The 24841-nt window shown below is 74.3% G+C and carries 26 protein-coding genes and 2 tRNA genes; 19 read left to right on the top strand and 9 right to left on the bottom strand.

What is annotated here, in order from left to right; genetic code table 11:
• Positions 1–9 precede the first annotated feature (9 nt).
• On the bottom strand, positions 10–666 hold the full coding sequence (locus tag AB0637_RS00865) for a hypothetical protein (RefSeq protein WP_366169238.1): 657 nt from the start codon (positions 664–666) through the stop codon (positions 10–12).
• Between the two features lie 243 nt (positions 667–909).
• Between AB0637_RS00865 and gltX the strand changes: the two genes are divergently transcribed.
• From gltX to AB0637_RS00850, 3 genes are all read left to right on the top strand, one after another.
• Positions 910–2424: a glutamate--tRNA ligase gene (gene gltX, locus AB0637_RS00860; protein ID WP_366169237.1), complete on the top strand. Its 1515-nt coding sequence runs from the start codon at positions 910–912 to the stop codon at positions 2422–2424.
• Between the two features lie 111 nt (positions 2425–2535).
• A tRNA-Gln gene (locus AB0637_RS00855) sits at positions 2536–2607 on the top strand.
• 19 nt (positions 2608–2626) lie between these two features.
• A tRNA-Glu gene (locus AB0637_RS00850) sits at positions 2627–2699 on the top strand.
• Positions 2700–2755: 56 nt separating this feature from the next.
• Here the strand turns inward: AB0637_RS00850 and AB0637_RS00845 are convergent.
• Entirely contained in the window at positions 2756–3472 is a 717-nt protein-coding gene (locus tag AB0637_RS00845; protein ID WP_366169236.1) for an IclR family transcriptional regulator, read from the bottom strand.
• 49 nt (positions 3473–3521) lie between these two features.
• On the opposite strand from AB0637_RS00845, the gene leuC reads away from it, so the two are divergent.
• From leuC to AB0637_RS00830, 3 genes are all read left to right on the top strand, one after another.
• Positions 3522–4967 (top strand): 3-isopropylmalate dehydratase large subunit, encoded by a 1446-nt coding sequence (gene leuC / locus AB0637_RS00840; RefSeq protein ID WP_366169235.1) that lies wholly within the window; start codon positions 3522–3524, stop codon positions 4965–4967.
• Positions 4968–4978: 11 nt separating this feature from the next.
• Positions 4979–5584, top strand: coding sequence for a 3-isopropylmalate dehydratase small subunit (leuD, locus tag AB0637_RS00835; protein WP_366169234.1), 606 nt, complete (start codon positions 4979–4981; stop codon positions 5582–5584).
• A 323-nt stretch (positions 5585–5907) separates the two neighbouring features.
• Complete coding sequence (locus tag AB0637_RS00830) at positions 5908–6438, top strand: HU family DNA-binding protein (RefSeq protein WP_366169233.1); 531 nt, start codon at positions 5908–5910, stop codon at positions 6436–6438.
• A gap of 83 nt (positions 6439–6521) precedes the next feature.
• On the opposite strand, the gene AB0637_RS00825 is transcribed toward AB0637_RS00830, so the two are convergent.
• Positions 6522–8072 (bottom strand): UDP-N-acetylglucosamine 1-carboxyvinyltransferase, encoded by a 1551-nt coding sequence (locus AB0637_RS00825; RefSeq protein WP_366169232.1) that lies wholly within the window; start codon positions 8070–8072, stop codon positions 6522–6524.
• Positions 8073–8171: 99 nt separating this feature from the next.
• Positions 8172–9365, bottom strand: a complete 1194-nt coding sequence (locus AB0637_RS00820; RefSeq protein WP_366169231.1) for a PLP-dependent transferase — start codon at positions 9363–9365, stop codon at positions 8172–8174.
• Between the two features lie 38 nt (positions 9366–9403).
• Here AB0637_RS00820 and AB0637_RS00815 point away from each other — a divergent pair, with 38 nt between their 5' ends.
• Complete coding sequence (locus AB0637_RS00815) at positions 9404–10540, top strand: D-alanine--D-alanine ligase family protein (protein ID WP_366169230.1); 1137 nt, start codon at positions 9404–9406, stop codon at positions 10538–10540.
• 4 nt (positions 10541–10544) lie between these two features.
• Here the strand turns inward: AB0637_RS00815 and AB0637_RS00810 are convergent, their stop codons facing one another.
• A complete protein-coding gene (locus AB0637_RS00810) occupies positions 10545–11075 on the bottom strand; it encodes a DUF3515 family protein (RefSeq protein WP_366169229.1) in 531 nt (176 codons plus the stop codon).
• Between the two features lie 21 nt (positions 11076–11096).
• Between AB0637_RS00810 and AB0637_RS00805 the strand changes: the two genes are divergently transcribed.
• A complete protein-coding gene (locus tag AB0637_RS00805; RefSeq protein WP_366169228.1) occupies positions 11097–12035 on the top strand; it encodes a thiamine-phosphate kinase in 939 nt (312 codons plus the stop codon).
• Positions 12036–12110: 75 nt separating this feature from the next.
• Here the strand turns inward: AB0637_RS00805 and rpmB are convergent, their stop codons facing one another.
• Positions 12111–12296 (bottom strand): 50S ribosomal protein L28, encoded by a 186-nt coding sequence (gene rpmB / locus AB0637_RS00800; RefSeq protein WP_106208090.1) that lies wholly within the window; start codon positions 12294–12296, stop codon positions 12111–12113.
• Between the two features lie 160 nt (positions 12297–12456).
• Here rpmB and AB0637_RS00795 point away from each other — a divergent pair, with 160 nt between their 5' ends.
• The 11 genes from AB0637_RS00795 to mutM all read left to right on the top strand — a co-directional run bounded on the left by AB0637_RS00795 (position 12457) and on the right by mutM (position 22555).
• Positions 12457–13548, top strand: a complete 1092-nt coding sequence (locus AB0637_RS00795) for a GGDEF domain-containing protein (protein ID WP_366169227.1) — start codon at positions 12457–12459, stop codon at positions 13546–13548.
• 69 nt (positions 13549–13617) lie between these two features.
• Positions 13618–15894 (top strand): ATP-dependent DNA helicase RecG, encoded by a 2277-nt coding sequence (locus AB0637_RS00790; protein ID WP_366169226.1) that lies wholly within the window; start codon positions 13618–13620, stop codon positions 15892–15894.
• Positions 15895–15904: 10 nt separating this feature from the next.
• Positions 15905–16642, top strand: coding sequence for an ABC transporter ATP-binding protein (locus AB0637_RS00785; RefSeq protein WP_366169225.1), 738 nt, complete (start codon positions 15905–15907; stop codon positions 16640–16642).
• Positions 16639–18312 carry a DUF6297 family protein gene (locus AB0637_RS00780; protein ID WP_366169224.1) on the top strand — a complete coding sequence of 558 codons (1674 nt, stop codon included), beginning with the start codon at positions 16639–16641 and terminating at the stop codon, positions 18310–18312. Before AB0637_RS00785 ends, AB0637_RS00780 begins: the two co-directional genes overlap by 4 nt.
• Positions 18309–18872 carry a 16S rRNA (guanine(966)-N(2))-methyltransferase RsmD gene (gene rsmD, locus AB0637_RS00775; RefSeq protein WP_366169223.1) on the top strand — a complete coding sequence of 188 codons (564 nt, stop codon included), beginning with the start codon at positions 18309–18311 and terminating at the stop codon, positions 18870–18872. Before AB0637_RS00780 ends, rsmD begins: the two co-directional genes overlap by 4 nt.
• Positions 18869–19393 carry a pantetheine-phosphate adenylyltransferase gene (coaD, locus tag AB0637_RS00770; protein ID WP_366169222.1) on the top strand — a complete coding sequence of 175 codons (525 nt, stop codon included), beginning with the start codon at positions 18869–18871 and terminating at the stop codon, positions 19391–19393. The genes rsmD and coaD overlap by 4 nt, the downstream gene beginning before the upstream one ends.
• A 32-nt stretch (positions 19394–19425) precedes the next feature.
• Positions 19426–19926: a hypothetical protein gene (locus AB0637_RS00765; protein WP_366169220.1), complete on the top strand. Its 501-nt coding sequence runs from the start codon at positions 19426–19428 to the stop codon at positions 19924–19926.
• Between the two features lie 136 nt (positions 19927–20062).
• Positions 20063–20656: a DUF177 domain-containing protein gene (locus AB0637_RS00760; RefSeq protein WP_366169219.1), complete on the top strand. Its 594-nt coding sequence runs from the start codon at positions 20063–20065 to the stop codon at positions 20654–20656.
• Positions 20657–20658: 2 nt separating this feature from the next.
• Entirely contained in the window at positions 20659–20862 is a 204-nt protein-coding gene (rpmF, locus tag AB0637_RS00755; protein WP_366169218.1) for a 50S ribosomal protein L32, read from the top strand.
• A gap of 28 nt (positions 20863–20890) precedes the next feature.
• On the top strand, positions 20891–21613 hold the full coding sequence (gene rnc, locus AB0637_RS00750; RefSeq protein WP_366169217.1) for a ribonuclease III: 723 nt from the start codon (positions 20891–20893) through the stop codon (positions 21611–21613).
• A gap of 15 nt (positions 21614–21628) precedes the next feature.
• Positions 21629–22555 (top strand): bifunctional DNA-formamidopyrimidine glycosylase/DNA-(apurinic or apyrimidinic site) lyase, encoded by a 927-nt coding sequence (mutM, locus tag AB0637_RS00745; RefSeq protein ID WP_366169216.1) that lies wholly within the window; start codon positions 21629–21631, stop codon positions 22553–22555.
• A 3-nt stretch (positions 22556–22558) separates the two neighbouring features.
• Here the strand turns inward: mutM and AB0637_RS00740 are convergent, their stop codons facing one another.
• From AB0637_RS00740 to AB0637_RS00730, 3 genes are read right to left on the bottom strand one after another with little or no spacing between them, the layout of a single operon-like run.
• The gene (locus AB0637_RS00740) at positions 22559–23458 is read right to left on the bottom strand and encodes a histidinol-phosphatase HisJ family protein (protein ID WP_366169215.1); all 900 of its coding nucleotides are present in this window, start codon (positions 23456–23458) and stop codon (positions 22559–22561) included.
• Positions 23416–23898 carry a hypothetical protein gene (locus AB0637_RS00735; RefSeq protein ID WP_366169214.1) on the bottom strand — a complete coding sequence of 161 codons (483 nt, stop codon included), beginning with the start codon at positions 23896–23898 and terminating at the stop codon, positions 23416–23418. Before AB0637_RS00735 ends, AB0637_RS00740 begins: the two co-directional genes overlap by 43 nt.
• Before the next feature lie 39 nt (positions 23899–23937).
• A complete protein-coding gene (locus tag AB0637_RS00730) occupies positions 23938–24834 on the bottom strand; it encodes a carbohydrate ABC transporter permease (RefSeq protein ID WP_366169213.1) in 897 nt (298 codons plus the stop codon).
• Positions 24835–24841 lie beyond the last annotated feature (7 nt).

Raw genomic sequence — 24841 nt, 5'->3', positions numbered from 1 at the left:
CCCGAGGGGTCACTTCGCCTCGGGCTGCGCGATCGCGACGGTGATCGTGTCGGTCGCGGTCTGCTTGGAGTAGTCGGCCGCGCCCGGCGCGCTCTGCTCGAGCACGTCGTAGCTGATGAGCATCTCGACGCTGCGCGTACCGGCCGGGACGGCGGGCACGACGAAGGACGTCGAGTAGGCGTACGGGGCCATCGCGAGGTAGCCCGGGGTCTGCCGGGAGGTGTCCTGGACGGTGGGGCCGGTCGTCGTGGTGCCGTCGGCGGCGACGAGCGAGCTCGTCACGGTGAAGTTGCTGACGTAGGCCTTCTGCTGCTTCTTGGCCGTCCCGAGGTTGGGGCCGGTGATGGTCGCGGCGAGCTGGATCGGCTTGGCGGCCTCGGCCGTCCACTTCCCCATGTCCAGGGTCGACCAGTAGTTCACGGCCAGCGTCATGCCGCCGGCCTGGAGCTCGTGGTGGGCCGACCCGAGGGCGAGGTCGTTCTGCACGGGCGTCACGGCGACGGGCGTCGGGGTGGCCGTCGCGGTGGCGGTGGGGCTCGTCGTCGCGGCGGGCAGGCCGGCGACGGCCGACACGGAACCGCAGGCGGTCAGCGCGGTCAGCGGGAGGAGCAGGCCGGCGGCGGCGACGAAGGGCTTGAGCGAGGGCTTGAGCGAGCGGCGGTTCACGGAGGTCTCCTGGGGGCGGCGGGAGCGGGTTCGTCCTGATGACGCTGACACGCGTGACGCTGCGTGAGCGGGCCCGCCACCCGGACGGAGCACCCGTGACGGACAGCAACCACCCTGGTGGCCGCAACCGCCACCACCGGGCTCACCCGATCGGGCCCGCCAGCCCGTCCGCAGCCCGTCCGCAGCCCGTCCGCGGGCGCTCCAGGGCGGCCGCACCGACGGGCGCAATAGGCTGCACCCGCCATGACTGACACCGCGCTCCAGCCCGCCGCCGACGCCGCCCCCGCCTCGGGTGTGCGCGTCCGCTTCTGCCCCTCGCCGACCGGGACCCCGCACGTCGGGCTCATCCGGACCGCCCTGTTCAACTGGGCCTACGCCCGGCACACGGGCGGCAAGCTCGTGTTCCGCATCGAGGACACCGACGCCGCCCGCGACTCCGAGGAGAGCTACGCGCAGATCCTCGAGGCGCTGGCCTGGCTCGGCCTGGACTGGGACGAGGGCATCGACGTCGGGGGCCCGCACGGCCCGTACCGGCAGTCGCAGCGCCGCGCCGTCTACGACGACGTCGTGCAGCGGCTCAAGGACGCCGGCCACCTCTACGAGTCCTTCTCCACGGCCGAGGAGATCGAGGCGCGGCACGAGGCCGCGGGCCGGCCGAAGGTGCTGGGGTACGACGGGTTCGACCGCGACCTGACCCCCGAGCAGGTGGCCGCGTTCCGCGCGGAGGGCCGCGAGCCCACGTTGCGGCTGCGGCTGCCCGAGGGCCGGGACTGGTCCTTCGACGACCTCGTCCGCGGGCCCATCGAGTTCAAGGCGGGGTCCTTCCCCGACCCGGTCCTCGTGCGCGCCAACGGCGATCCGCTCTACACGCTCGTCAACCCCGTCGACGACGCGCTCATGGAGATCACCCACGTCCTGCGCGGGGAGGACCTCTTGTCCTCCACGCCGCGGCAGATCGCGCTCTACGAGGCGCTCGTCGACATCGGGGTGGCCCGGGCCGTCCCGCGCTTCGGGCACCTGCCGTACGTCATGGGGGAGGGCAACAAGAAGCTCTCCAAGCGCGACCCCGAGTCCAACCTGTTCCACCACCGCGACCGCGGGTTCGTGCGCGAGGGGCTCCTGAACTACCTGGCCCTCCTCGGCTGGGGCATCGCCGAGGACCGCGACCTGTTCACCGTCGAGGAGATGGTGGCGGCGTTCGACGTCGCGGACGTCAACGCCTCGCCCGCGCGGTTCGACGTCACCAAGGCCGAGGCGATCAACGCCGCGCACCTGCGGATGCTGGCGGCCGACGACTTCCGCGACCGCCTCGTCCCGTACCTGCAGACCGGCGGTGTCCTGCCCGAGCACCCCACCGCTGACCAGCTCGCGCGCCTGGCCCAGGCCGCGCCGCTCGTGCAGGAGCGCATGACGCTGCTCGGGCAGGCGCCGGGGATGCTCGGCTTCCTCTTCGCCGCCGACGAGGCGGTCGTCCTGGAGGAGGACGCGACGAAGGCGCTGCGCCCCGAGGCCGCGGACGTCCTCGACGCCTCCCTGACGGCCCTGGAGGGGCTGCCGGAGTGGACGACGCCGGCCCTGGAGGCGGCCCTGCGGGCGGCCGTGGTCGACGGTCTGGGGGTCAAGCCCAAGTTCGCCTTCGCGCCGCTGCGGACGGCCGTGACGGGCCGCCGGGTGTCGCCGCCGCTGTTCGAGTCGATGGAGATCCTCGGCCGCGAGTCGTCGCTGGCCCGGCTCCGGCGGTTGCGCGCCACGCTCTGAGGAGGGGTACCCGGCGGCTCGGACGAGGCGCCGGGGAGCCGATTTGGGAAGCGGGCGGACCGCCCGCTACAGTGGTGTCATCCGGTCGGGTTCCGCCCGGATGCAACACCATGGGGTATGGTGTAATTGGCAGCACGACTGGTTCTGGTCCAGTTAGTCTAGGTTCGAGTCCTGGTACCCCAGCGCTTGTACTGCAAGCTAGGGCCCCGTTGTGTAGCGGCCTAGCACGCCGCCCTCTCACGGCGGTAGCGCGGGTTCGAATCCCGTCGGGGCTACAGATGAGGCCTCCGGTCACCGACCGGGGGCCTCTTCCCTTGTCCGGCAGTGCTTCTCACGACGCCGGCGTGAGCGCGGTCGTGAACGCGGCGGCCGTGGCCAGCACGGCGTCGGCGTGCCGGCGGCCGGGGTGCCGGCCGAAGCGCTCGGCCGGGCCCGACACCGACACCGCCGCGAGCACCCGTCCCGACGGTCCGCGCACGGGGGCGCTGACCGACGCCACCCCCGACTCGCGCTCGCCGCTGGAGTGGGCCCACCCGCGGCGGCGGACCCCCGACAGCGTCGCGGCGTCGAAGCGCGAGCCGAGCAGCTCCACCGAGAGGCGCTCGGGGTCGTCCCACGCCACGAGCACCTGCGCCGCCGAGCCCGCGTGCATGGTCATCGACGAGCCCACCGGCACGGTGTCGCGCAGACCGTGCAGCCGCTCGGCCGCGGCGATGCAGATGCGGTGCTCGCCGTGGCGCCGGTACAGCTGCGCGCTCTCGCCCGTGGCGTCCCGCAGGGCCGTCAGCAGGGGACCCGCGACCGCGACGAGGCGGTCCTCGCCCGCGGCGGCCGCCAGCTCGGCGTGCCGGGCGCCCAGGACGAAGCGGCCCTGCAGGTCGCGGCTGACGAGCCGGTGGTGCTCGAGGGCGACCGCGAGACGGTGCGCGGTGGGCCGGGCCAGTCCCGTCGTCGTCACGAGCTGGGCCAGGCTCGCGGGCCCCGCCTCGAGGGCGTCCAGCACCAGCACGGCCTTGTCGAGGACGCCGACTCCGCTACTCTTGTCCACGAAGCGATACTGGCGTCTCAAAGAGTGAGACGCAAGAGGGGAGCCGGTCATGGGACGCACGCTGGCGGAGAAGGTCTGGGACGACCACGTCGTCCGCAAGGGCGAGGCCGGGGAACCGGACCTGCTCTTCATCGACCTCCACCTCGTCCACGAGGTGACGAGCCCGCAGGCGTTCGACGGGCTCCGGCTGGCCGGGCGCCCCGTGCGCCGGCTGGACCTCACGATCGCCACGGAGGACCACAACACGCCGACGGCCGACATCCAGCGGCCGCTGTCGATGCTGGAGGACAAGACCTCCGCCAAGCAGTTGCAGACGCTGCGCGAGAACTGCGCCGAGTTCGGCGTCCGGCTGCACCCGCTCGGCGACGCCGAGCAGGGCATCGTGCACGTCGTCGGCCCGCAGCTGGGGCTGACCCAGCCCGGCATGACCGTCGTCTGCGGCGACTCGCACACCTCCACGCACGGCGCCTTCGGTTCCCTCGGCATGGGGATCGGGACGTCGGAGGTCGAGCACGTGCTCGCGACGCAGACGCTGCCGCTCAAACCCTTCAAGACGATGGCCATCACGGTCGACGGGCAGCTCAAGCCCGGGACGACGGCCAAGGACATCATCCTCGCGGTCATCGCCGAGATCGGCACCGGCGGCGGTCAGGGCTACGTCCTGGAGTACCGCGGGGAGGCGATCCGGTCCCTGTCGATGGAGGGCCGGATGACGATCTGCAACATGTCGATCGAGGCGGGCGCCCGCGCCGGGATGGTCGCCCCCGACGACACGACCTTCGAGTACCTCCAGGGCCGTCCGCACGCCCCGCAGGGGGCCGACTGGGACGCCGCGGTCGAGTACTGGCGCACGCTGCGCACCGACGACGACGCCGAGTTCGACGCCGAGGTCGTGCTCGACGGCGCCACGCTCGAACCCTTCGTCACGTGGGGCACCAACCCCGGTCAGGGTGTGCCGCTGTCCGGCTCGGTGCCGGTGCCGGACCGGATCGGCGACGACGGGGTGCGGCAGGGCGTCGAGCGGGCCCTGCAGTACATGGGCCTCGAGGGCGGCGAGCGCATGCGCGACATCGCCGTCGACACGGTCTTCCTGGGCTCGTGCACCAACAGCCGCATCGAGGACCTGCGCGCGGCCGCGGACGTCCTGCGCGGGCGCACGAAGGCCGAGAACGTCCGCATGATGGTCGTCCCCGGATCCGCCCGGGTGCGGTTGCAGGCCGAGGCCGAGGGGCTGGACACGGTGTTCAAGGAGTTCGGGGCCGACTGGCGCTTCGCCGGCTGCTCCATGTGCCTGGGCATGAACCCCGACCAGCTCGCCCCGGGGGAGCGCTGCGCCTCCACCTCCAACCGCAACTTCGAGGGCCGCCAGGGCAAGGGCGGTCGCACGCACCTGGTCTCGCCGCTCGTCGCGGCCGCCACGGCCGTGCGCGGGACGCTCAGCTCGCCCGCCGACCTCGAACCCGCGCGCGAGACCGCGCCCGAACCCGTCGCCTGAGAGGGGCCGTCATGGAGAAGTTCACCGTCCACACCGGGGTCGGCGTCCCGCTGCGGCGCACGGACGTCGACACCGACCAGATCATCCCCGCCGTCTACCTCAAGCGCGTCACGAAGACGGGCTTCGAGGACGCGTTGTTCGCGGGCTGGCGCTCCGACCCCCACTTCGTGCTCAACCAGGAGCCGTACCGGCCCGGTTCGGTCCTCGTGGCCGGACAGGACTTCGGGACGGGGTCGAGCCGTGAGCACGCCGTCTGGGCGCTGCGGGACTACGGGTTCAAGGCCGTTCTCGCGCCCCGGTTCGGGGACATCTTCCGCGGCAACTCCGGCAAGCAGGGGCTGCTGGCGGCCGTCGTGTCCCAGAGCGACATCGACCTCATCTGGAAGGCCCTGGAGGCGCACCCGGGCACCGAGGTGACCGTCGACCTCGTCGAGCGCGTCGTGCGCGTCGACGACTTCACGGCGCCCTTCGAGGTCGACGAGTACGTGCGCTGGCGGCTCATGGAGGGGCTGGACGACATCAGCCTGACCCTGCGCCACGCCGACGCCATCACCGACTTCGAGACGCGCCGGCCGTCGTTCAAGCCCACGACGACGCCGCTGGCGCCCACCGCCTGAGGCGTTCCGACCGGCCCCGGACCCCGCTGCGGCGCAGCGGGACCGGGGCCGTTCTGCGTCCTGGTGCGTTGTGCCGCAACGGATCCGGCGCACACCCCCGGGTGCGGTCGGGCTCGGTCGGGAAGCCCCTGCGGCGCAGGGCGAGGACGTCGGGGGGTCGCGAGGAGTGCTGCGGCGCAACGACTCGCCGCCGACCCGGTGGTGGACTCCGGTGATCCGCGGTCGTACCGTTTGCCCCGTCGGGCTCCTGCTCGGCCCTGCGCGATCCGTTGCGCGAGGAGATGATCGGTTCGGAAGCGCCCGGTACCCCCAGGAGGAGCCCCGTGAACAAGGCAGAGATGGTCGACGCCCTCGAGGGCAAGCTCGGCGGCCGCAAGCAGGCCGTGACCGCCGTCGAGGCGATCGTCGAGCTCATCACGCTCACCGTCGCCAAGGGTGACAAGGTCGCCATCAGCGGCTTCGGCACCTTCGAGAAGCAGGCCCGCAACGCCCGCACGGGCCGCAACCCGCGCACCGGCGAGGCCGTGAAGATCAAGAAGACGTCGGTCCCGCGGTTCCGGCCCGGCACCGCGTTCAAGGAGGTCGTCTCCGACACCAAGGCGCTGCGGGCGTTCCAGGCCGCCGCCAAGGAGCGGACCACCTCCACCGGGTCGGCCCCCGCGGCCCCCACCACGACCACGGCCAAGAAGACGGCCGCCTCGACGACGACGAAGAAGGCGGCGCCCGCCACCCGCACCGCGGCCCCGACCGCCCGCAAGACGGCGCCGGCGGCCCGCACGACGACGGCGGCGGCGAAGAAGACCGCCCCGGCCAAGACCGCGACGACGGCCCGGCGCACGGCCAAGAAGGCCTGAACCCCCGTCCGACCACCCCGGCCCCACGCGAAGGCCCCCGCACTCGGTGAGTGCGGGGGCCTTGGTGCGTCGGGGCGGGACCGTCAGTCGCGGAACGTCTCGATCTGCGCGCCCAGCGGGGTCAGGCGCTCGGCGAGCTGCTCGTAACCACGGGCGATGATGTCGACGTTGCGCAGCACCGAGGTGCCCTTGGCCGCCAGCATCGCCAGGAGCACGACGACGGCGGGACGCAGCGCCGGCGGGCACAGCACCTCGGCGCCCGACCAGCGGGTGGGGCCCTCGACGAGCACGCGGTGCGGGTCGAGCAGTTTCACGCGCGCACCGAGGCGGTTCAGCTCGGTGAGGTAGATCGCGCGGTTGTCGTAGACCCAGTCGTGCACGGTCGTCGACCCCTCCGCGCTCGCCGCGATGACCGCGAAGAACGGCAGGTTGTCGATGTTCAGCCCCGGGAACGGCATCGGGTGGATCTTGTCGATCGGCGCCTTGAGCTCGGAGGGGTGCACGGTGATGTCCACCAGGCGCGTGCGGCCGTTGGCCGCCGTGTACTCCGGCGACAGGTCGTAGCGCAGCCCCATCTCCTCGAGGATGGCCAGCTCGATCTCGAGGAACTCGATCGGCGCGCGCGTCACGGTGAGCTCGGAGTGCGTGATGATCGCCGCGGTGAGCAGGCTCATGGCCTCCACCGGGTCCTCCGAGGGCGCGTACTCGACGTCGACGGAGATGTCGGGCACGCCGTGCACGACGAGGGTCGTCGTGCCGATGCCCTCGATGCGGACGCCGAGCAGTTCCAGGAAGAAGCACAGGTCCTGGACCATGTAGTTCGGGCTGGCGTTGCGGATGGTCGTGACGCCGTCCATGCGCGCCGCCGCCATGAGGGCGTTCTCGGTGACGGTGTCGCCGCGTTCGGTCAGGACGATCGGGCGCTGCGGGGTGACGGACTTGTCGACGACCGCGTGGTAGTTGCCGGTGGTCGCGGTGACCTGCAGGCCGAAGGGGCGCAGGGCGACCATGTGCGGTTCGACGGTGCGGGTGCCGAGGTCGCAACCGCCGGCGTAGGGGAGGGCGAACTCGTCGAACCGGTGCAGCAGCGGGCCCAGCATCATGATGATGCTGCGGGTGCGGCGCGCGGTCTCGCCGTCCATGGCCTCGAGGTCGAGGTCGTTCGGCACGTCGAGGACGAGGTCGGCCTCGTTGACCCACTCGTACTTGACGCCGATGCTGCCGAGGACGTCGAGGATGCGGTGGATCTCGAGGATCCGGGCGACCCCGCGCAGCGTCGTGCGCCCCTTGTTGAGGAGCGCGGCGCACAGCAGGGCGACCCCGGCGTTCTTGCTGGACTTCACGGCGATGCTGCCGGAGAGCTTGACGCCGCCGTGGACGCGCAGGTGCGTCGGACCGGGGCGGCCGATCGAGACGATGTCGTCCTGCAGGGCGTGCCCGACGCGCTGGAGCATGTCGATGGAGACGTTCTGCTGGCCCTGCTCCATGCGGTGCACGGCGCTCTGGGAGGTGCCCAGGCGCTCGGCGAGTTGGACCTGGGTCAGGCCTCGGTGCTTGCGTGCGTCGCGGATGAGGGCGCCGATCTGCGACAGGTGGTCGCTGGTCGGCGTGAGCTGCTCGGTGGAGACTGCCATGCGGCCACGGTATCTCATGGATGAGATAGAGCCTGTCAAGGACGTTCGCCGGGCGTGTCCCGTGTGGTCCAGCGTGTCACACGCCCGGCCTGTTCCCGCTCAGGCGCTCGCGTGCGCCAGCGCGGCGTCCAGAGCGCGGGACAGGTCCCGCCACAGGTCCTCGACGTCCTCGACGCCGACCGACAGGCGCAGCAGGTCCTGCGGGACCACGGCGGGTTCGGAGGCGTGCCGGCGGCGCCGCTCGACGAGCGACTCCACCCCGCCCAGGCTCGTCGCCGGGACCCACAGCCGGACCGCGTCGACGACGGCGTCCGCCCCCGGCGCGCCGCCGACGACCTCGATCGACACCAGCGCACCGAACCCGGCCATCTGCGTGGCGGCCAGCGCGTGCCCGGGGTCTTCGGGCAGGGACGGGTGACGGACGCGCGTCACGGCCGGGTGCGCCTGCAGGCGCCGGGCGAGCTCGGCGGCACTGGCCTGCGAGCGCTCCAGGCGCAGCGGCAGCGTCCGCAGCCCGCGCAGGGCCAGGAACGTCTCCAGCGGGCCCGGGATCGCCCCGTGCAGGGTCCGGTGCGCCTGCAGGGCCGCCAGCAGCGTCTCGTCGCGCGCGACGACGGCGCCCAGGACGACGTCGGAGTGGCCCGAGAGGAACTTCGTCACCGAGTGCACGACGACGTCGGCACCGAGCTCCAGGGGACGCTGCAGCAGCGGTGTGGCGAACGTGTTGTCCACCACCACGACCGCGTCGCGCTCGTGGCCGGCCGCGGCCAGCGCGGCCAGGTCGGCGACCTCCAGCAGCGGGTTGGTCGGCGACTCCAGCCACAGCACGACCGGGCCCTCGACCCCCGCCAGCGCCGTCCGGACCGCGTCGACGTCGGTGATGTCGGTGGGCAGCACCCGCAGGCGGCCCTGCGCGGCCAGGAGCGCCGTCAGGGAGTGGGTGCCGTTGTAGGCGCCGTGCGGGACGAGGACGGTGCCGTCGGCCGGGACGAGGTGCAGCGCGGCCGCCACGGCCGCCATCCCCGAGGCGAACGCGAGCGCGCGGCCGCCCTCCAGCCGGCCGACGGCGCTCTCGAGCGCCTCCCACGTCGGGTTGGCGAAGCGGCCGTAACCGAGGGCCGCGGGGCCCAGCGACCCACCGCCCACGAACGTCGCGGACAGGGACACCGGGGTGTTCAGCTCGCTGTCGAGGGCACGGCCCGGGCGGCCCGCCACGACGGCCACGGTGGCGGGCGCGAGCGGGGGGTCCTGCCGGGGAGCGCGGGACACGGAGGGGGCGTCGTTCTGCGGCACGGGGGAACCCAACCACACCGCCGGTAGGGTCGGCGCCGATGAGCAGCCAGCCCACGCCCCGCCCGCGCGTCGCCGTCGTCTTCGGTGGCCGTTCCTCCGAGCACGCCATCAGCTGCGTGACCGCCGCGGGGGTCCTGGCCGCCCTCGACCGGTCGGCGTGGGACGTCGTCCCCATCGGCATCACGACGAGCGGCCGCTGGGTGCTCGTCGACGACGACCCCGCCCGGTTCGCCCTGACCGACGGCAAGCTGCCCGAGGTGCCCGCCGCCGGACCGTCCGTCGCGTTGTCGCAGGACGTGGACTCCCGTGCGCTGCAGACGTTCTCCGGTGAGGACCTCGGAGCGCCCGTGGACGTCGTCCTGCCGCTGCTGCACGGTCCCTTCGGGGAGGACGGCACGTTGCAGGGCCTGTTCGAGCTGTCCGACACGCGGTACGTGGGGTCCGGTGTCCTGGCCTCGGCGGCCGGGATGGACAAGCAGGTGATGAAGCTGCTCCTCGGCGGGCAGGGGCTGCCGGTGGGTCCGTGGACGTCCTTCCGCGCCAAGCGGTGGGAGGCCGAGCGCGAGGCCGTCGTCGCCGAGGTCGAGGCGCTCGGGTACCCCGTCTTCGTCAAACCCGCGCGGGCCGGTTCCAGCATCGGCATCACCCGCGTCACCGACCGCTCCGGGCTCGAGGCCGCCGTGGCCGAGGCCGTCGCGCACGACCCCAAGGTCGTCGTCGAGGCGGCCCTGCGCGGTCGCGAGGTCGAGTGCGGGGTCCTGGAGGACCTCGCCGGCGGTGCCCCCCTCACCAGCCTGCCCGGGGAGGTCGAGGTCGTCGGCGGCCACGACTTCTACGACTTCGAGGCCAAGTACCTCGACGCGGACAGCGTGCGGCTGTCGTGCCCCGCCGACCTGCCCGAGGACGTCACCGCGGCCGTGCGCCGCACGGCCGTGCGGGTCTTCGAGGCGATGGAGGCCGAGGGGCTGGCCCGCGTCGACCTCTTCGTCGACGTCGAGCGCTTCCGCGAGACCGACGGCGCGGGGGGGATCGTCGTCAACGAGATCAACACGATGCCCGGTTTCACCCCGTTCTCGATGTACCCGCGGATGTGGGCCGCGACGGGTGTGGAGTACCCCCAGCTCGTCGACCACCTCCTGAAGCTGGCGCTGCAGCGGCCCACCGGGCTGCGCTGAGCGCTCAGAGGCAGGTCCGCGTCTGCTCGACGGCCGAGACCGGACCGGCGAGGTCGATGAGCTGCGACGTCGCCTGGTCGCGCGTCAGGCCCGGGCCGAAGCGGACGGTCACCTCGACCGCCGGGGTCCGGCCGTAGGTCAGGAAGCGGACGGCGCGGTCGTTGCTCGCGTCCTGCACCCAGTCCACGGACGGTCCGCCGTCCGGCCCGACGGGGATGCAGGCCTTCGTCGTCGGCCCGAGCACGAGGGCGCCGCAGCGCAGCACGACCTGGTCGTCCCCCCACACCGCGACCCCCGTCGCCCCCTGCGGGGTGCGCCCGAGGCCGTCCAGGGTCTGCGGCAGCGCGCGCAGCAGCGGCGCGCACGCGGGGTCGCCGGCGTCCGGCGCGGCCTCGACCCCGCGCGAGCCCGTGACGTAGACCCAGACGGCGACGGCCGCCAGGACGACCACGACGAGCCCGACGACGAGCCGCCCCGGGCGGGCAGGGGTGCTGGGCGGGGTGCTCGGTGGGGTGCTCGGTGGGGTGCTGGACATCGCCCCGTAGTGTGCCCGCCCGTGGGAGCGGACGTGCGGGTCGGGGACCTCGACGAGGAGGCGCTGCTCGCCCGGGTCGTCCCGCTCATGCCCACGCAGGCCCTGCTCGGACCCGGCGACGACGCCGCCCTCGTGGCTGCCCCGGACGGACGCGTCGTGGCCACCACCGACGTCCTCGTCGAGTTCCGCGACTTCCGCCGCGACTGGTCCACCGGCGCCGACGTCGGCTGGAAGGCCGTCGCGCAGAACGTCGCCGACGTCGCCGCCATGGGTGGCCGGTGCACCGGTCTGCTCATCGGTCTCGCGGTCCCGACCGACCTCCCCGTGGCCTGGGCCGAGGACTTCGCCCGCGGGGTCGCGGCGGCCTGCGAACGCTTCGACGCCGTCGTCGTCGGCGGTGACCTGTCCGCCGCGAGCGAGGTCGTCGTCTCCGTCACGGCCCTCGGGGACCTCGCCGGCCGCCCGCCCGTCCTGCGCTCCGGCGCACGCGCGGGCGACGTCGTCGCCGTCGCCGGGGTGCTGGGCCGGTCGGCGGCGGGCCTGGACCTGTTGCTGCGCAACGCCCCCCGCGGACCCGTCGAGGACGACCTCGTGGCGGCGCACCGCCGGCCCGACCCTCCCGTGCAGGCGGGCCCGGTGGCGGCGCTCGCCGGCGCCAGCGCCCTCATGGACGTCAGCGACGGGTTGCTGCGCGACGCCGGCCGGATCGCCGCGGCCAGCGGGGTCACCGTGGAGCTCACGACGGACGGCGCGCTGGGGGAGTGGGCCCGCGACCTCGGGATCGGGCACGTCCTCACGGGCGGGGAGGACCACGCCCTCCTGGGGTGCTTCCCGCCGCAGGTGCCGCTCCCGGTGCCGTTCCGGGCCGTCGGGCGCGTGGTCCCGGCGGGTGCGGACCGCGTCCTCGTCGACGGCCGGCCGTGGGTCGGGGCGACGGGGTGGGACCACTTCAGCCGGTGAGCCCGGGGCCACGACCCCGGATGCGACGAAGGGCCGGATCCCGCAGGATCCGGCCCTTCGTCGTGGGGAAGGTGGTCAGCGCGTGACCTTGCCCGCCTTCAGGCAGGAGGTGCACACGTTGAGGCGCTTCGGGGAACCGTTCACGGTGGCCTTGACCCGCTGGATGTTCGGGAGCCACATGCGGTTGGTCCGCCGGTGCGAGTGCGAGACGCTCTTGCCGAAGCCAGGGCCCTTGGCGCAGACGTCGCAGGTGGCAGCCACGGGGAACTCCTGAAGTCGAACGATGAGTGCGCCCTCCAGGACGGGAGGCGCAGGCGTCCGGCCGTCCGGACGCCGTCGAACACCATAGCCGAGGAGGGCCGCCCGGGTGAAACCGGCGCCCGCGCTCCAGCCGCGAGCCCCGCGCTCCGATGGTCCGAGGGTGCCGAGACCCCCGCAGCCGCCGGCCGCGGGTCACCCGTCCCGGCCCCCGTCACCGGGCCGACGGTGGTGGGCGGCGCGCGACCACGTCGCCGCCGCGCGGGCCGTGGGGGCCATGACGGCGATCGGCTGCCTGTACGCCCTCGGCAACGGCATCGTCTCGCCCGAGACGATGGGCACCCGAGCCGGGGGCTGGCTCGTCACGGGGGGCAGCGCCGCCCTCGTCGGCCTGCTCGCGCTCGCCATGGTCCTGTGGCCCCGGCGGGCTCCTTCCGGGGGGCCGGCCGGGCTCGCCGCCCTCGCCGGTGGGGTCGTCCTGCTGCTGTGCCTGTGGACCGACGACGCCTCGTTCGGCGCGCAGATCTACCTCGGCTGGCCGGCGCTGTTCGCCGCCTTCCACCTGCGCCCACCGGCCGCGTGGCTGCTCACCGCGCAGGCCGTCGTCGCCGACGCGGTGCTCCTGGGCCTGGAGGAGGGGACCGTCGGGGTCCTGCGCGACACTCCCGCCCACCTGGCCACGTTCGGGCTCGTGACGTTCCTGCTCACCCGCGCCGGGGAGCGGCAGGAGCGGTTGCTCGCGCGGTTGCGCACCGAGGCGGCCGAGGACGGCCTCACCGGACTGCTGACCCGTCGGGCCTTCGACGCGGCCCTCGCCGCGCGCGTGGCCGACGGCACCGCGCAGGGTCTGCTGCTCGTGGACCTCGACCGGTTCAAGGCCGTCAACGACTCCTACGGCCACCCCGTCGGGGACGCCGTGCTCCGCGCGGTCGCGGTCGAGCTGCGGGCGGCCTGCCGGGCCGGGGACGTCGTGGGGCGCCTGGGCGGGGACGAGTTCGCCGTCGTGCTCGTGGACCAGGACGACGGGCCGGCCGGCGCGGGGGACGCCGAGCTCACCCGGATCGCCCACCGCATCCGCGACGCCGTCGCCGCCTGCACCGTGCCCGGTCACGGTGAGCACGGCCTGTCCGTCAGCGTGGGCACCGCCCGCGCCGCGGTGGGGGAGCCCGTCGCGGCGCTCGTCCGCCGTGCCGACGCGGCCCTCTACGACGCCAAGCGCGCCGGGCGTGACCGGGTCGTCGAAGCCCGGCGGTAGCTGCAGGTCCCGCGGTGGGTCGGGGTGGCGCGACCCGAGCTCGGGGGTCGCAGCGGGTAGCCTGCCCGCGTGCTCGACCTGGACGCCCCGCTGTCCAGCCTGGTGCCCCGGGCCGGGGACGGGACCAGCAAGAACGCCAACCCGTCGAAGTGGCTGAGCGACCTCGGGCTGGAGACGGGCCGGGAGCTGCTGTGGCACCTGCCGCGCAAGTACCAGGACCGCGGTGAGCTCACCCCGATCCGCGAGCTGGTCGTCGGCGACGACGTGTCGATCGTCGCGCAGGTGCAGGACATCGGGAAACCGCAGGCCCTGCAGCGCAAGACGGGCTGGCGGACGGTCGTGACGCTCTCGGACGGCCGGGACCGCATCACGGCGACGTTCTTCATGGCCAACCCGCACCAGTTCGGCCCCCTCCTGAACAAGCACCCGGTGGGCTCGCTCGTCCTGGCCACGGGACGCGCCGGGCGGTTCCGCGAGACCTGGCAGCTGGACAAACCGGTCTTCGAACCCCTCGAGGAGGGCGACGACGCCGGGGCCCGCGCCGAGGCGCCCGTCCCGCTGTACCCGGCCACCCGGACCTGCCCGAACTACGTCGTCCGCGCCAGCGTCGCCTCGCTGCTGGACGCGCTCGCGGCCGCCGGGCCGGACGCCGGGGTCGAGGAGTTCCTGCCGGAGGACGTGGCCGCGGCCGAGGGGTTGCTGCCGCCGCTGGCCGCGCTGGAGGCCGTGCACCGCCCCCGCGACCGGGCCCACCTCGCGCAGGGGCAGGACCGGTTGCGGTTCGAGGAGGCGTTCGTCCTGCAGACGGCGCTGGCCCTGCGCCGCGCCTCGACGGCCGTCCAGACCGCCGTGCCGCGCACACCGTCGCCCGACGGCATCGCAGCGGCCTTCGACGAGCGGCTGCCCTTCCCGCTGACCGGCGCCCAGCGGCGGGTCGGCGAGGAGATCGCCGCCGAACTGGCCCGGCCGCACCCCATGCAGCGGCTGCTGCAGGGTGACGTCGGGTCGGGCAAGACGCTCGTCGCGCTGCGGGCCATGCTCACCGTCGTCGACGGCGGGGGGCAGGCCGCGCTGCTGGCCCCCACCGAGGTCCTCGCCGCCCAGCACCTGCGGTCCATCACCGGCGCCCTCGGCGACCTCGCCGCGGGCGGGTTCCTCGGCGGGGACCCGCGCGGCACCCGCGTCGTGCTGCTGACGGGGTCCATGGGGGCCGCGGCCCGTCGCGAGTCCCTGCTGGCGGCCGCGAGCGGGGAGGCCGGGATCGTCGTCGGCACCCACGCCCTGCTGCAGGAGGGCGTGCAGTTCGCCGACCTCGGCCTCGTCGTCGTCGACGAGCAGCACCGCTTCGGGGTCGAACAGCGGGACGTGCTGCGGCGCAAGGCGGTGGAGACCGGACGCGGGGTCCCGCACCTGCTCGCCATGACGGCGACGCCGATCCCGCGCACGGTGGCGATGACCCTGTTCGGGGACCTGGAGACGTCCGTCCTCGACGAGCTGCCGCCCGGTCGTGCCGACGTGCAGACGGTCGTCGTCCCGCAGGACCGGCCCGCCTGGGTCGACCGGACCTGGCAGCGGATCGCGGAGGAGGCCGCGCTCGGGCGCCAGGCCTTCGTCGTGTGCGCCCGCATCGACGCCGACGACGACGACCTCGCCGACGGGGCCGAGGACGCGCAGGACGAGGAGGAACCCCCGCCCCCCGCGCGGGGTGCCGGCGGCCGGCCGAAACCCCGCCCGCCCGCCGCCGTGTCCCAGGTCGTCGAGGTCGTGCGCGCCCACCCCGCGACCGCGGACCTGCGCACCGAGGTGCTCCACGGGCGGCTCCTGCCGGCCGAGAAGGAGGACGTCATGGGGCGCTTCGCCGCCGGTGAGCTCGACGTCGTCGTCGCCACGACCGTCGTCGAGGTCGGGGTCGACGTCCCCAACGCGAGCGTCATGGTCGTCGTCGACGCCGACCGCTTCGGCATCTCCCAGCTGCACCAGCTGCGGGGCCGCATCGGCCGCGGCGGGCTGCCCGGGACCTGCCTCCTGCTGTCCGGCACGAGCCCGGACTCGCGGGCGGGACGTCGGTTGCAGGCCCTGGCCCGCACGCGCGACGGGTTCGAGCTCGCCCGCCTCGACCTCGCCGAACGGCGCGAGGGCGACGTCCTCGGCGCCGCGCAGTCGGGGGAGCGATCCTCGCTGCAGCTGCTCGGCGTCCTGCAGCACGCCGACGTCATCGAACGCGCCCGCACCCGCGCCCGCACCCTCGTCGAGGTCGATCCCGACCTCGCCCGGCACCCGGGGCTGGCGGCCGCCGTCTCCTCCCGCGTCACCGGCGACACCGCAGCCTTCCTGGGCCGGACATGAGAAGGCGGACATGAGCAAGAGCAAGCGCACCGGGGGCCGCGGCCCCGCCCGGGACGTCGTCCTGGGGATGGAACGACTCCTCGTCGGCTACGGCGAACCCGTCTGCGCCCCCGTGACGGTCGACGTCGCGCGGGGTGAGGCGCTGTGCCTCGTCGGGGCCAACGGCGCCGGCAAGTCGACGGTCCTGCGGGCCGTCGCGGGTCTGCTGGAACCGCTCGACGGGACCGTGCGCCTGCACGGCGAACCCGTCGACGAGCGGTCGGTCCGCTTCCGCCGCGAGGTCGCCTGCGTCTTCGACGAGGACGCCTGGTTCGCCGAGCTCTCCGTCGCCGAGCACCTCGAACTCGTCGCCCGCGGGCACGGCGTGCGCGACGTCGTGGCCGTCGTCGACGCCGAGCTGGAGGCCCAGCGGCTCACCGACGCCGCCGACCAGCTGCCGACCTCCCTGTCCAGCGGGCAGAAGCGCCGGCTGCTGCTCGCCGCCGCGCTCGTGCGGCCGCGTTCGGTCCTGCTCCTGGACGAACCCGAGCAGCGCCTCGACCCGACGGGCCGGGAGGCGCTCGCCGACCGGCTGCTGGCCGAACGCGACGCGGGCACGGCCCTCGTCCTGGCCACCCACGACGTCGTGCTGCTGCGCCGGCTCGCCACGCGCGCGGTCGTCGTCGACGACACCGGTGGGGACGGCGGCACCTGCCGCGTCGTCGACGCCGACGAGGCCGCCCGCATCGTCAGCGACCCCGTCCGGTGAGCGTGCCGGACCTCCACGACGGTCGGGAGGACGGGCGGGGTCCCGGGGCGGACCTCGTCGGGCCGCTCGCCGACCAGCCGTACCCCACCCGCCGCGAACTCGTCGACGAGGCGGCGCCCTCGCGCGCCGCCCGCGGTCTGCGGGCCACCGTCGTCGACACGTACACGACGCTGCTGCAGGTCGGCATCGCCTTCCTGCTCCTGCTGGGCGGCAGCGGGTCCCTGCGCAACGCGTTGCGGGCCGGGCTGTCCGCCAGCGGCGGGGGACCGGGCTGGACCGCGCAGACCTCCGCCGTCCTGACGGCCGTCGGCCTGTCCGTCAGCTTCGTCGCCTTCGGCCTCGCCGTCTGGTGCCGGCTCGGTCCGGTCTCGCTCGGCACCGCCCCCACGACGTGGTGGACCCCGCTGCCCGTCGACCGCGCGGCACTGCTGCGCCCCGTGGTCCGGAACCGGGCCCTCGGCTCGGCGCTCGCGGGCGGACTCTTCACGGCCTGGGCGACGTCCGTGGCCTTCGGGGTCGCGGGGCAGCTGTCGGGCTCCCTGGCGGCCGCCGGGCTCGGGGGCGGGTTCGCCGTCGGCGCCGGGTTGGCCGGAGCGGGGTACCTGCTCGTGGTCCGGCCGGCGATCCGCTCGGGGGTGCCCGCGCTGCTGCGCGCCGGACGTGTCCTGGACGCCGTCGGGGTGGCCGTCGTCGTCCTGCTCGCGGTGAGCGCCGCGGTGGGGATGGCCGTCGACGCCGTCCAGCCGGGGGCCGTGCTCGTCCCGGCCGCGGTGGTCGCGGCCGGTGCGCTCGTCGTCGTCGTGCTGGCGGGCCGCTCCGCGCTGGCGCAGGCGGGCGACATCCCGTCCCCGTCCCTGCGCCGCGGGGCGTCCCGCCTCGAGCGCCTGACGTCCTCGGTCCTGCAGTTCGACGTCCGCGAGATGGGCCGGGCCATCGCGGCGGACTCCCGTGGCCGCGTCCGGCGGCGTCGGCGGTTCCCCCGCGTCACGGGTCCGGTGTCGGCGGTCGTCGCGGCCGACGTGCTGCTGCTGCGCCGTCAGCCCCGCCGCCTCGTGACGGCCGGGGTGCTCGTCCTGGTGCCGTTCGTGCTGGCCGCGGGCACGTCGGCCCACCGCGCCGTCGCCGCCCTGCTGCTGTGGCTGGCCGGGTACGCCGCGGCCACCACGCTGTCCGAGCCCGCCCGCAGCCTGGCCCTCGTCCCGGCCGCCGCCCGCACGCTGCCGATCGCGGCCTCGACGGTCGTGGCCGTCCGCTGGATCCCGGTCGCCGTCCTGTCCACGCTCTGGGGGGCGCTGGCCTACCCGCTGGCCGTCACGGCCTCCGGTCTGCTGCACGGGGAGTCGCTCGGCGCGGCCTGGTGGTCGTGGTCGCTGCTGGGTGCGCTGGCGGGCCCGGGGTTCGCCGCCGCCGCCCTGCGCGGGGCCGTCCGCCCCGACCCCGACCTGTCCCGTCCCGTCATCTCCACGGCGATGGGCGCCGTCCCGCCCGGGGCCGCGGCGGCCGTCACGACCGGGCCCGACCTCGCCGTCCTCGTGAGCGTCCCCGTGCTGCTCGCGACCCTGGCCCGGGGGGCCTTCGACTGGCTGCTGCTGGGGCAGCTGCTGGCCTCGGCGGCCGCCGTCGGCATCGGCTGGGCCTACGCGGCGCACCGGGCGAGGAAGGTCTCGTGACGCGCATCGTCGCCGGCGCGGCGGGCGGGCGGCGGCTGAAGGTGCCGCCGGGGGAGACGACCCGACCCACGAGCGACCGCGTGCGCGAGGCCCTGTTCTCCGCCCTCGACGCGGCCGGTGCGGTCGAGGGCGCGCGGGTGCTCGACCTGTTCGCCGGCTCCGGCGCCCTGGGCCTGGAGGCGGCCAGTCGCGGTGCGGCGCAGGTCGTCCTCGTCGAGGCGGCCCGGCCGGCGGCCGCGACGGCCCAGGCCAACGTCGCCGCGCTCGGGCTGCCGGGGGTGCGCGTCGTGACCGAGCGGGCCGAGCGGTTCGCCGCCTCGCCGGCCGCCGTCGTCGACGGCGGCTGGGACCTCGTGCTGCTCGACCCGCCCTACGCCCTGGCCACCGAGGACGTCACGGCGCTGCTGGCCGTGCTGGTCCCGCTGCTGGCCCCCGCCGCCACCGTCGTCGTGGAGCGGTCCTCCCGGACCCCCGAGCCCGCCTGGCCCGACGTCGTGGACGACGTCCGGCGGCGGCGCTACGGGGAGACGACGGTCTGGGTCGCTACGGTGCGCTCGTGACTCCAGCGGTGCGGGCGTGCGTGTGCCCCGGCAGCTTCGACCCCCTGACGCTCGGGCACCTCGACGTCCTGCTGCGGGCGGCGGGCCTGTTCGACGTCGTGCACGCCGGGGTCGCGGTGAACCCGAGCAAGCGCGGCACGTTCACCGGACCCGAACGGGCCGACCTCGTCCGCCGGGCGCTGGCCGAGTCGGGGGACCCGCGGGCCGAGCGCGTCGTCGTCACCGAGTTCCCCGACGGTCTGCTCGTCGACCACTGCCGCCGGCTCGGCGCCCCCGTCGTCGTCAAGGGCCTGCGCAGCGGGACGGACTACGCCTACGAGCTGCCGATGGCGCTCATGAACCGCCACCTCGCCGACGTCGAGACGGTCTTCCTCGTGGGTGACCCGGCCTTCGGCCACGTCTCGTCCTCGCTCGTCAAGGAGGTCGCCCGGTACGGCGGTGACGTCTCCGGTCTCGTGCCCCCGGCGGTGCGTGCGGCTCTGGCCACCCGGATGGGGGAGGATGCGTCCGACCCGGCCTGACCGCCGGGCGGTGATCCTGGGAGGCAGTTGCTGTGGAGGTCCACGAGAAGCTCGGCGAGCTCGCCGCGCTCGTGTCGGGGGCGCGGGGCGTCCCCCTGTCGTCGTCCGTCATGGTCGACCGCGAGCAGCTGCTCGCTCTCGTCGCGGACGTCCGGCGGCTGCTGCCGGCCGAGGTGCAGCAGGCCGGTGACGTGCTCGCGCAGCGCGACGAGGTCCTCGAGGCGGCCCGCCTCGAGGCCGACAAGCAGCTCGCCGAAGCGCGGGAGCGGGCCGAGGAGCTCGTCGACGCCCAGGCCGTGACGAAGGCCTCCCGCGAACGCGCCGACCACATCGTGCAGACGGCCCGGGACGAGGCCAAGCGCCTGCGCGTGGACGCCGACGCCTGGGTCGACCGCAAGCTCGCCGACTTCGAGGACGAGCTGGACCGCCTCAAGCAGCAGGCGGCGCGGGGCCGGGACCGCCTCAAGGTGCGCGACACCGACGACGGCGAGGGTCCCGACGCCACGACCGCCGCGGCCGAGGACGGGTCCTGACGCGCGGACCCGTCGCACGATTGGGTCGTGGCCGCGCGCTCGGTTACCCTTGGGGACGGCCTCGGCGCGTGTGGTGCTCCCACCCAGCGACGGGGCCGTGTGGTGTGTCGGAACCGTCGAGCGACGAGGTGTGGACGTGAGCAAGAGGCAGTTGCCGGAGGGTCACCTGGACCCGAACGCGCCCCTCGTGCTGTCCACGCACGAGCTCGGGCGCCGACCCGGGTCGATGCGCACCCTGCAGCGCACCGTGCCCGCCCCCGCCGACCTCGGCATCGCCGTCATCGGCGTGCCCGAGGGCAGCGACCTCGAGCTCGACCTGCGGATGGAGTCCGTCATGGAGGGTGTGCTCGTCTCGGGCACCGTCCGTGGCACCGCCGTCGGCGAGTGCGTCCGGTGCCTCACCGAGGTGACCCAGGACGTCGAGGTCACGGTGCAGGAGCTGTTCGCCTACCCCGGCAAGACGCCGGTCGAGGTGGCCGACGACGAGGACGAGATCCGTGAGGTCGCCCCCGGCGAGCTCGTCGACCTCGAACCCGCCGTGCGCGACGCGGTCGTGCTGGACCTGCCGTTCCAGCCCGAGTGCGACGGACCCTGCCAGCAGGACTACGAGATCGGGGTGTCCGAACCGGCCCCCGTCTCCGAAGAACCGGCGGACCCCCGGTGGTCCGCCTTGCAGTCCCTGCTCACCAGCAGTGACGACTCCCCGTCCGGAACCAGAGAGAAGAGCTGATCGTGGCCGTCCCGAAGCGGAAGATGTCCCGCAGCAACACCCGCGCCCGCCGTTCGCAGTGGAAGGCGCAGGAGGAGACGCTGGTGCGCAGCACCGTCCGCGGCCAGGTCGCGTACTCGCGCCCCCACACCGCCCGCGTCGTCACCGACTCCGCCGGCACCCCGCTGTACCTCGAGTACAAGGGCCGCAAGGTCAAGGACCTCTGAGCTGACCGCTCAGCAGGCCCCCGCCGTCATGCCGGGCGACGTCCGCGACGTCGCCCGGCTGACTGCTGCCCTGGGCGTGGAGGTGGACCGCGAGCTGCTGCTGCTCGCCCTCACCCACCGTTCCTACGCCTACGAGCACGGCGGGCTGCCGACGAACGAACGCCTCGAGTTCCTCGGGGACGCCGTCCTCGGCCTCGTCGTCACCCACGAGCTGTACGCGCGGTTCGCGGACGTTTCCGAGGGCCGGCTCGCCAAGCTGCGGGCCGCTGTCGTGAACTCCCGCGCCCTGGCGGACATCGCCCGGGGTCTGGACCTCGGGGCCCACGTGCTGCTCGGCAAGGGCGAGCTCGGCACCGGCGGCCGGGACAAGAACTCGATCCTGGCCGACACCATGGAGGCCGTCATCGGCGCCGCCTACCTGTCGCTGGGCATGGAGACCGCCCGCGAGTTCGTGCTGCGCCTCACCTCCCCGCTCATGGAGTCCTCCGAGCGGCTCGGTGCGGGCACCGACTGGAAGACGGCGTTGCAGGAGCTGACGGCCGCGGAGAACCTCGGCGTCCCCTCGTACGCCATCTCCGAGTCCGGACCCGACCACGCCAAGAACTTCACGGCCGACGCCGTCGTGGGCGGCACCGCCCTCGGGCACGGCGAGGGGCGCAGCAAGAAGGAGGCCGAGCAGAAGGCCGCCAGCGCCGCCGTCGAGGCCCTGCGCGCGGCCACCGCGGCCGCCGCCGTGCGCGCCTCCTCCTGAGCGCCGGGACCTGACGTGCCGGAACTGCCCGAGGTCGAGGTCGTCCGTCGGGGGGTGGCTCGCTGGGTCGTCGGCCGGACGGTGCGTTCGGCGCGCTTCCTGCACCCCCGGGTGACCCGACGGCACGTGGCCGGGCCGGAGGACGCCGTCGCGCGCACCGAGGGGCTCGTCGTCGCGGACGCCGTGCGCCGCGGGAAGTACCTCTGGATGCCGTTGGCCACCCCGGCCGGTGACGCGGTCGACGCCATGGTCGTCCACCTCGGGATGAGCGGTCAGCTGCTCGTCGAGGCGGCCGACGCCCCGGCGGAGAAGCACCTGCGGGCCGTGTGGGAGTTCGACGACGACCGCGAGGACCTGCGCTTCGTCGACCAGCGGACGTTCGGCGGCATCGCCGTCGTCCCGCTCGTCGGGGTGGCCGACGGCGGGCTGGGTGGTCGGGGGGAGAGCGTCGACGCCCCGTGGTCGCGGTTCGTTCCGGCCCCCGTCGCGCACATCGCCCGCGACCCCCTCGACCACGCCTTCGACGACGCGCAGTTCGCGAAGCGCCTGCGGGAGAAGACGACCGGGGTCAAGCGTGCCCTGCTCGACCAGACCCTCGTGTCCGGGGTGGGGAACATCTACGCCGACGAGGCGCTGTGGCGCGCGAAGCTGCACTACGCCCGTCCGACCCGGTCCACGACGAAGGCGCAGGCCGCGGCGCTGCTGGCCGGGCTGCGTGAGGTGATGACGGCCGCGCTCGCCGCGGGCGGGACGAGCTTCGACTCGCTCTACGTCAACGTCAACGGGGCGTCGGGGTACTTCGACCGGTCCCTCGCCGTCTACGGCCAGGAGGGGCGGCCGTGCCCACGGTGCGGATCGCTCGTGCGCCGCGACGCCTTCATGAACCGGTCGTCGTTCTCCTGCCCCGGCTGCCAGCCGGTCCCGCGCACCGCGCACTGGTAGCCCTCACGTGCGGCGCCACAGCTGGGTGGGGTCCGCCGCGGGGGCGAAGCCCAGCGCCTCGACGGCCGGGGCCACCTCCCGGAAGCTTCGCGCGAGTTCCGCGGGGCTGTGGGCGTCGGACCCGAACGAGACGGTCCGGCCGCCCTCCTCGCGCCACCACCGCACCACCCGCAGGTCCAGGGGCAGGGACGTGTTCACCTCCAGGGCCCGTCCGCTCCCGGCCAACCGGGACAGCGTGTCCCGCACCGGCTCCTCGAGCTCGGCCCACGGGACGGGACGGTCGACGGGCCAGTGGCGCAGGGGGTAGTCGAGGTGACCGAGGACGTCGAAGGGGACGTCGGAGGCGATCATGTCCCGCGCCTCGGCGAGGTAGGTGAGGACGACGTCGACGGCCTCGCGCTGGTGGTACGCCGGGTCGACCTCGAGGAACTCCCCGGACGCCGTCAGGTCGGGCAGGGCGTGGATCGATCCCACGATCCGGTCGAACCCCTGGCGGCGCAGCAGGTCCGCGACCTCGTCCCGGTGGCGGTGCCCCGCGTCCAGTTCGATGCCGAGGCGGATCGTGAGGTCCGCGAACAGGTGCCGGCAGCGCTCGACCTCGGCGACGTACGCCTGCACCTCCAACGGGGCGGCGAGGAACCGGCCGTGGCCGTCGACGCTGCCCCGGACGCCTTCGGGCCAGTCCCAGCCGCCCGGCGGCGCGGACCAGGGTTCGAGGTCGACGTGCTCGGTGAAGGAGACGGCGGGCAGGCCGAGCTCCACCGCGCGGCGACAGGTCCCCTCCAGGTCCCCGTCGAAGGCGTCGAAGGAGAACCGGCTGTGGACGTGGTCGTCGGAGGGCAGCCGCCCCGTGCCGCCCGTCACGAGGGGTTCGGGGCGGTCGTGGGGGCCAGGGGCTGCCACCCGGTCGTGCCGGGCAGGTTCCGCACCTCGACCCCGGTCAGCCGCGCCAGCACCCGGAACGTCCACTCCTCGGGGTCGTGGGCCTCGACGGGCTCGGCGTCCTCCTCGGGCAGCGCGGGTCCCTCGTCCACGACCACCTCACCCTGGCTGCGCACGACCCGGCGGACCAGGGTGCCACCGTCGGCCACCTCCAGCGTGTGGACGTCGGCGACGCCGGAGTACCGGACGAGCACCACGCGACCGTCTGCGCGGACGGTGGCGGGGGAGTGGGGTGCCAGGCCCAGACCGCGGCTCTCGCAGTGGACGTGCAACCAGCCGCCGTCGGTGCGGGCGGCGGCGTCGCTCTCACCGAAGCCGCCGGACGGCCCCGCCGGGGTCAGTCCCGGGACGTCCTCCAGGCGACCTCCCGCGACGAACAGGTCGGCACCGTTCCAGCTCACCGTCGTCCCTCCCGTCCGTCCCCGTTCCAGCTCGGCGCGTCACCCCTTCAGCGCGCCGCCGAAGTTGAAGGCCCCGCCGAGGCGGCGGGACAGCACGACGTACAGGACGACGACCGGCAGCGTGTAGAGCACCGAGTACGCCGCGAGCTGACCCCACTGCACCGATCCGTACTGCCCGAAGAAGGTGAAGATGCTCACCGACGCCGGCAGGCGGTCGGGGGACAGCAGCAGGACGAAGGGGACGAAGAAGTTCCCCCACATCCCGATGAAGGTGAAGATCAGCACGACGGACAGACCCGGCCACATGAGCGGCAGGACGATGTGGCGCAGCGTCTGCATCGAGTTCGCACCGTCGGTCCAGGCGGCTTCCTCCAGCGTGATCGGCACGCCGTCCATGAAGTTCTTCGTCAGGAAGATCGAGAACGGCAGGGCCGTCGTCGCCATGAAGGCGATCGTGCCCCCGAGGGTGTCGATGAGGTTGAGCTGCACGAACAGCCCGTACACCGGGACCATGATCGCCGTGATGGGCAGACCCGTGGAGAAGAGGATCGTCAGCAGGAACGGCCGCTTGTACCGCGTCTCGAAGCGGGACAGCGGGTAGGCCGCGAGCGTCGCCACGACGATCGCGATGGCCGCGGACCCGACGCACAGGACGAGCCCGTTCCACATGGGCCGGTACGTCGTCTCCGGTGTCATGACGGCCCGGAAGTTGTCCAGGCCGAACGAGGACCCGCTGGGCAGTTCGAGCTTCAGACCGGCCTGGGAGTTGAAGGCGGCGAACACGACCCACAGCAGCGGGACGAGGAACATCAGCCCGATGACGGACGTGACGACGTTGGCCAGCACGGTGGCGACCCAGCTGCGCGGGCCGCGGCCGTGGTGGGACGTGGCCGTCGGCACGGTCGCGACGACGGCGGCGGGGGTTTGCGTGGTCATGAGGGCC

The organism is Kineococcus sp. NPDC059986 (assembly GCF_040702905.1).
GTDB lineage: Bacteria > Actinomycetota > Actinomycetes > Actinomycetales > Kineococcaceae > Kineococcus.
Note: the sequence above shows the minus strand (reverse complement) of the source record. Positions and strands in the feature narration are given on the sequence as shown.

Excerpts from the sequence above, each read along its gene's own strand:
- AB0637_RS00785 (WP_366169225.1), top strand. The coding sequence starts at position 15,905 with ATGAGCAAGAGCAAGCGCACCGGGGGCCGCGGCCCCGCCCGGGACGTC.
- AB0637_RS00815 (WP_366169230.1), top strand. The coding sequence starts at position 9,404 with ATGAGCAGCCAGCCCACGCCCCGCCCGCGCGTCGCCGTCGTCTTCGGT.
- leuD (WP_366169234.1), top strand. The coding sequence starts at position 4,979 with ATGGAGAAGTTCACCGTCCACACCGGGGTCGGCGTCCCGCTGCGGCGC.
- AB0637_RS00825 (WP_366169232.1), bottom strand. The coding sequence starts at position 8,072 with ATGGCAGTCTCCACCGAGCAGCTCACGCCGACCAGCGACCACCTGTCG.
- AB0637_RS00730 (WP_366169213.1), bottom strand. The coding sequence starts at position 24,834 with ATGACCACGCAAACCCCCGCCGCCGTCGTCGCGACCGTGCCGACGGCC.
- rnc (WP_366169217.1), top strand. The coding sequence starts at position 20,891 with ATGCCGGGCGACGTCCGCGACGTCGCCCGGCTGACTGCTGCCCTGGGC.
- leuC (WP_366169235.1), top strand. The coding sequence starts at position 3,522 with ATGGGACGCACGCTGGCGGAGAAGGTCTGGGACGACCACGTCGTCCGC.
- gltX (WP_366169237.1), top strand. The coding sequence starts at position 910 with ATGACTGACACCGCGCTCCAGCCCGCCGCCGACGCCGCCCCCGCCTCG.
- AB0637_RS00810 (WP_366169229.1), bottom strand. The coding sequence starts at position 11,075 with ATGTCCAGCACCCCACCGAGCACCCCACCGAGCACCCCGCCCAGCACC.